Origin of the sequence: Microbacterium sp. CPCC 204701, from assembly GCF_004010105.1 — a bacterium.
Lineage (GTDB): Bacteria > Actinomycetota > Actinomycetes > Actinomycetales > Microbacteriaceae > Microbacterium.
Genome location: NZ_RRYE01000232.1, coordinates 1 through 4,843 on the forward strand (window position 1 = coordinate 1; position 4,843 = coordinate 4,843).

Annotated in this window: 6 protein-coding genes; 3 read left to right on the forward strand and 3 right to left on the reverse strand. The window is 69.9% G+C overall.

Features of this window, described 5'->3' with window-relative positions; all coding sequences use genetic code 11:
• Positions 1 to 874: alpha/beta hydrolase (locus EIO58_RS12645; protein WP_164861680.1), on the forward strand; the 874-nt coding region annotated here is incomplete at its 5' end.
• Between the two features lie 180 nt (positions 875 to 1,054).
• On the opposite strand, the gene EIO58_RS12650 is transcribed toward EIO58_RS12645, so the two are convergent.
• A complete protein-coding gene (locus tag EIO58_RS12650) occupies positions 1,055 to 1,891 on the reverse strand; it encodes an alpha/beta hydrolase (protein ID WP_127819838.1) in 837 nt (278 codons plus the stop codon).
• Between the two features lie 93 nt (positions 1,892 to 1,984).
• Between EIO58_RS12650 and EIO58_RS12655 the strand changes: the two genes are divergently transcribed.
• Positions 1,985 to 2,569, forward strand: coding sequence for a TetR/AcrR family transcriptional regulator (locus EIO58_RS12655; protein ID WP_127819839.1), 585 nt, complete (start codon positions 1,985 to 1,987; stop codon positions 2,567 to 2,569).
• Positions 2,570 to 2,638: 69 nt separating this feature from the next.
• On the opposite strand, the gene EIO58_RS12660 is transcribed toward EIO58_RS12655, so the two are convergent.
• Both EIO58_RS12660 and EIO58_RS12665 read right to left on the reverse strand, forming a co-directional pair.
• Positions 2,639 to 3,367, reverse strand: coding sequence for a GAF and ANTAR domain-containing protein (locus EIO58_RS12660; RefSeq protein ID WP_127819840.1), 729 nt, complete (start codon positions 3,365 to 3,367; stop codon positions 2,639 to 2,641).
• Positions 3,364 to 4,065 carry a GAF and ANTAR domain-containing protein gene (locus EIO58_RS12665; RefSeq protein ID WP_127819841.1) on the reverse strand — a complete coding sequence of 234 codons (702 nt, stop codon included), beginning with the start codon at positions 4,063 to 4,065 and terminating at the stop codon, positions 3,364 to 3,366. The genes EIO58_RS12660 and EIO58_RS12665 overlap by 4 nt, the downstream gene beginning before the upstream one ends.
• A gap of 293 nt (positions 4,066 to 4,358) precedes the next feature.
• On the opposite strand from EIO58_RS12665, the gene EIO58_RS12670 reads away from it, so the two are divergent.
• Positions 4,359 to 4,646 (forward strand): HU family DNA-binding protein, encoded by a 288-nt coding sequence (locus EIO58_RS12670; RefSeq protein WP_127819842.1) that lies wholly within the window; start codon positions 4,359 to 4,361, stop codon positions 4,644 to 4,646.
• Positions 4,647 to 4,843: the final 197 nt, after the last annotated feature.

Consider the following 4,843-nt stretch of genomic DNA (forward strand, 5'->3'; position numbering starts at 1 on the left):
GGCGCTGGCGTGGGACCGCCGTGAGCTGCACAAGGTCGGCATGGCGGGTCCGCGGATCCGCACCACCGAGCATGTCGTCGACGTGCCCGGGCACCCGTCGGTGCGGGTGCGCCTGTATCACCCCGATCCCGATCCGGCGCCGGCGCACGGGGGCCCGGGCGTCCTTTCGCTCTTCGGCGGGGCCTTCCGCATCGGGGGCATCGGGTATCCGACGACGGATGCCGCCAACCGCCGACGTGCGCTCGACGCCGGCGTGACGATGGCCGCGGTCGACTACGCCCTGGCCCCGGAGTACCCCTACCCCGTCGCGATCGAGCAGGCGTACGCCGCGCTCGAGTGGATGTTCGCCTCGGCCGGCGAGTTCGGCATCGATCGGCGGCGCATCGGCGTGGCCGGCACATCCGCGGGCGCGAACCTCGCGGCGGCGCTCACGCTCATGAACCGCGACCGCGCAGAGCTGCCACTGAGGCTGCAGGTGCTCGAGGTGCCGGTCGTCGACCTGACCGGCCGTCACCTCGACCTGCGGGCGACGCGGGCCCTCGGCATCCCGCGCTTCCTCGCCGTGCGCGAGCTGCGCTCGGTCGCCCGCACATATCTGTCGAACCCCTCGCAGGCGCGGGACGCCTATGCGTCGCCATTGCTCGCCGCCTCGCATGAGGGGCTGCCGCCCGCGGTGATCCTCACCGCGGAGTACGACCCGCTCCGCGGCGACGGCGACGCGTACGGCGCTGCGCTGCGCCGCGCGGGCGTCGACGCGAGCGTGGTGCGCTATCAGGGTGTGACGCACGACACCCCGATCTTCGGGGGAGCGCTGCCGGCCGCGCGACGCTGGCACGACGACGTCGTCAGCGCGCTGCGCCGCCTGTACGCCTGACGCGCGCTGATTCCCGGATCCGGAAATCGGACTCGCACCTGTCCGGATGCGGCATGGCGCCGCGCTGCGGAAACCCACGCGGTCTCCGATTCCCGGAGCACGCCTCCGGGCGTGCCGAGGCCCGGCGCTCTGATGAGCCCGGGCCTGTGCTGCCCGCCGGCGGGCGGGCGCGGCCTCCGTCTACTTCGTCGACTCCGCCTCGCGGACCTGATGGGTCGTCGCCCACTCGAGCGCGAAGTCGGCGATCTCCTCCCAGCCGTCCTGGCTGACGAGGCGGTGCGTGCGGCCAGCGTATTCCTTGTATTCGACGACGGCGGGGCTTCCCGACGCGCGGTACTTCTTCACCAGCGCCTTGCCGATCGCCGGCGGGACCACGTGGTCGATCTCGCCGGTGATCACGAGGAAGGGAGCCCGGTCGGCGCGGCCGTACTCGACGTGCGTGACGCCGCCCTTTTCGTTCAGCACCGACGTCACGCCCTCGAAGAAGACCCGGTTGTAGGAGTTTACGGCGTACTCCTTCCAGAGCTTGTCGGACGCGTCTCGCGAGAGGTCGTTTCCGAAGGTGAAGTGGAAGTGGCGCTTGCTCAGCGGCTTGGCGCCGTTGATGCCGAACGGGTTCGACAGGATCGGGGTGCCGGTCCACAGCGTCGAGGGCGGCAGGGTCGTGACGCCGGCGGTCTGCCCGGGAGCGACGCCGACATATGCGACGCCGAGGCCGCGGTCGGCGAGCATCTGGGTCAGGACTCCCCCGAAGGAGTGACCCATGATGATCGGCTTCTCGGGGAGGGCGCGGATGATGCGCTCGTAGTAGTCGGCGATCTGCTTCAGGCCGATGCCCTTGAGCGCGGTGGGGTTGCGGCGGATGTCGTCGACGGTGCGGTCGTCGATCCCGGGCCAGCCGGGGACGAGCACCTCGTGGCCCGCGGCGCGGAAGCGCTCGGCCCACGTGTCCCAGCTCTTGGGCGTCATCCAGAGCCCGTGGATGAGGACGATGGGGGTCTTGGTCATGGTGGTCATTTCGTGCTCCTTGGGTGTGGGTCCTGCGGTGGTGTCACCAGGTGGTTGCGACCGATAGTAGACCGAACGTTCTATCTATGCAAGACTATTCCCATGAGAATCTCGGATGCCGCGTCCGCTCGCCCCGCCCCCGCCCGCCAGCGGCTGCTGCAGGCCGCGACCGAGCTGTTCTACAGCGAGGGCATCCACTCGGTCGGGGTCGACCGCATCATCGAGACCGCGGGCGTCACTCGCGCGACGATGTACAAGCAGTTCGAGGGCAAGGAAGGGCTGGTGCTCGCATACCTCCAGGGCGAGGACCAGGGCCTGCGGGCCCTCTTCACGAAGGCGGCGCAGTCCTCGGACGATCCGGCCGTGCTCCTCGACCTCGTGATCACCGGCATCGCCGACGACATCCGCGACCGCCACACGCGCGGCTGCCCCTTCGTCAACGCCGCGGCGGAGTATCCGTCCGAAGGGCCGGTGCGCGAGCTCATCGCCGATCACCGCGAGTGGTTCCGCGGCACTCTCGAGCAGCTCGCCGCGGGGGCCGGTCTCTCAGAACCGGCCGACGTCGCGGCGTCACTCGTGCTGCTGCGCGATGCGGCGCTCGTCGGCGGCTACCTGGACGGGCAGGGCCGGGTCGCGCCGGCGTTCGCGCGCACGGCACGAGACGTCATCGCGTCGCACCGACGCTGAGCCTGGCCTCACGCCTGGGTCGAGGCCGTTCTCTCGCGCACGTGATTCCGAGGAGAACCGAGGCCGTGGTCAGGTCCCCGGGTGCTCCAGGCGGAGCTCGCGGGAAACGATGCGCGAGGCCACGAGACTCAACGGAAGGCGGTTGCGGCGGGCGTATCCACGGATCACCTCGAACGCGTCGGGGATCGGCACGTCTGCCGTGAACGAGACGACGCCCTTGGCCTGCTCGATCACGACGCGGCTGCTGAGCGCGCCCTTGAGCTGCTCCGCGAGCAGCTCCGACTCGCGAAGCGAACGCTCGTGGAGGATCCCGATGGTCGCGACGTCGGCGAACGCGCGCACCGCGACCTGGGCTTCGTCCTCGAGCGCGCCCTCGGCGGCGTTCATGACGTTGAGCGTCCCGATCGTGCGCTCGCGCAGCCGCAGAGGGACGGCATGGATCGACGAGAAGCCGTTCGCGAGCGCCTCGGCGCGGAACGCGACCCACTCCGAGGTTGCCTGCAGAGACGCGACGGTGACCGGCTCGCCGGTGCGGTAGCACTGGATGCACGGTCCGTCCTGCGCGGCGAGCTGCATGAGCTCGACGAGGCGGTTGGCTTCGCTCGTCGATGCCACCAGCTCCAGCTCACCGCTGTCGTGGTCGGCGAGCAGGATGCCGGCAGCGGTGACGCCGACGATGTCGCGGCACGCGTCCACGAGGGTCTGCAGCAGCTCCACCACGTCGTAGTCGTCGACGAGTGTGTCGGCGAGCGTGGTGAGGGTGTTCAGCAGCCGGGAGTCGAAGGTCGTCCGGTTCATCGCACCGCCTCGATCTCACCCTTGATCCTGCGGAACTCCAGCCGACGCTCGACGACGTCGGAGGCGATCGACATCACGGTCGCGCCCGCGGCGAACGCATGCCCTTGGATCACAAGCTGTGCTTCTTCGGCGGTGATGTCGAGCTGGGCCAGCACGACGCCCGTCGCCTGGTGCACGATTCGCCGTGTCGAGACGTCTGGAGCCTCCGGATTCTTCGTCCGGTCGATCGCCTCGCGGAGGAGATGGCTGCCGATGAGATCCGCCATCGCCGTGGCCTGGCGGGTCTGATCCGAAGACAGCGTCAGCCGCTGCCTCGCGAACAGGTCGACCGCTCCGAAGCGGAGCGAGCCCACCGCTACGGGGAAGGCGTAGATCGACGCTGCCGGCACCTTCTTGGAGGCCGCCGCCGCGAAGGCGGGCCACCGCTTCATGCCGCCGTCGGACAGGTCGAGCTCGCTGATCGGCGCACCGTGCCGCAGCGCGTCCCAGCACGGCCCCTCGCCGAGGTCGAACTGGAGCTCGTCCAGTCGCCGGGCGTCGGCGCCCGTGGCAGAGACGATCTCCGTGCCGAGGACGTCGCCGAGGGTCGACACGGAGGCGCCGTCGACCGGGAACAGCGTCAGGAACGACTCGCTGAGATGGTCGGAACTTCCAGCCTGCCCGAGGACCGCCATGACTGCCGCGAACGCGTCATCCATGCTGACCTCCAAACATGCGGTGTCCGTCGGTGTCCTGAAATGCTAGCTCTTGCGGGGGGTCGTCGGCGCGGGAGCGGAGCGGCGCGCTTCGTGCGGCGGAGCCACTTTCGTCACATCTGTCACGCTGGTCACACGACACGCCGCGCGTATCCACTGAAAACCGCGGAAATACGCGGATCTGCGGGCCAAGTCGGGTACATTCGGTCCCGGTCGATCCGACCAGCCGGGGGGCGAAGCCGTCCGGTCCGAGCAATGACAAGACGGCCTCCGCCGTCTTTGGAGGACATACCAAAATGGCCGACAAGTCCATCACCAAGACCGAGCTCGTCGCGAGCATCGCCAGCGCGACCGGCCAGAGCCAGGCCGCCGTGTCGGGTGTGCTCGACTCCCTCTTCTCCACCGTCTCGGAGGCGGTCGCCAAGGGCAGCAAGGTTTCGATCCCCGGCTGGATCTCGTTCGAGCAGGTCGCCACCTCCGCGCGCACCGGCCGCAACCCGCAGACCGGCGAAGAGATCAAGATCCCCGCGGGCAAGCGTGTGAAGGTCACCGCGGGCTCGAAGCTCAAGGCTGCCGTCAAGTAGTCCGACGCAGACCTTTCCGAAGGGGGATGCCGCGACCGGGGCATCCCCCTTCAGCGTCTCCGGCACGCGCAGCGGCCGGGAGCGGGCCACGTAGGCTGGATGTGTGAACCCCCGCGCCCTGCGGGCCGCCGGGCCCGCGATCCTCGTCGCGGCCGCGCTGGCCGCCCTGATCTGGGCGCTGGCGCTCGGCGGCGGCG